This is a genomic window from Streptomyces flaveus, from assembly GCF_014647675.1.
In the GTDB taxonomy this organism is placed as follows: Bacteria; Actinomycetota; Actinomycetes; order Streptomycetales; family Streptomycetaceae; genus Streptomyces; species Streptomyces flaveus.
In genome coordinates, this window is the sequence record NZ_BMPQ01000090.1 from 1 (window position 1) to 841 (window position 841).

Here is an 841-nt window from a genome sequence, read left to right on the forward strand (position 1 = left end):
AATGTTTATAAAAGGTTTTTTAAGAATACTTAAGATCCCTTTATAAAAGTATTTATGATAAAATTTATTTATAAAGGGTTGATAAAGTATTTATAAAGGGTTGAAGATATGAAGAGCGTTAAAGAAATAAGTGAAGAATTGGAAGTTAGTAAACAGACTGTATTTAATAATATAAAAAGATTGAATATAGAAACAGTGAAACAGGATAATACTTCATTCATTAAAAATGATGTTGATGTAGAAAAAATCATTCAAAGAGTAATCAGAAATAAAAAGAAATATGGCTTTGAAAGTGCTAATGTAAGTTCAGAGAAAGTTAAAACAGATAATAAAAAAAACGAATCTAAATATGATGTTCAAATAATTGAACTACTCGAAAAGCAAATAGATACTTTAAATAAACAACTTGAAAAACAAGAAAAACGTCATGAAACGACAATAGAATTTTATAGAAAAGAATTACAAGAAAGGTCGAAATTACTTGAAAACCAACAAGTATTAGCATTAGAAAGTAACAAAAAAATACAAAGGTTGGAGTCTGAGTTAGAAGAAGAAAGGCAACTCAATTATTCTGCTAATAAGAGGCAGGACATTGAAGTTCAAGAAACAATGGAAAATATGGATTCTATAAATAATGACTCAGATAGTCAAAAAGAAAAAATGGTTTCCCATTTTAGGGATGAAAGTAAAGATAAACATGAGGATAAGCAACAAGATAGTGAACTGCAACAAGGTAATAAAATAGATGGTGAGCAGAAAGAGGATATCAGAAACGAAAATCATTCTAAAAAAAGTTTTTGGAGTAAACTGTTTGGTAATTAAAAATGACTATAAAAGGTGT

General features: G+C 26.6%; 1 protein-coding gene. It reads left to right on the top strand.

The window, feature by feature from the left end:
• Positions 1-108 precede the first annotated feature (108 nt).
• Positions 109-822, top strand: coding sequence for a DUF536 domain-containing protein (locus IEZ21_RS49290; RefSeq protein ID WP_002500633.1), 714 nt, complete (start codon positions 109-111; stop codon positions 820-822).
• Positions 823-841: the final 19 nt, after the last annotated feature.

What these genes read in the sequence shown, in the direction of transcription:
- IEZ21_RS49290 (WP_002500633.1), top strand. Translation starts at nt 109, where the DNA reads ATGAAGAGCGTTAAAGAAATAAGTGAAGAATTGGAAGTTAGTAAACAG.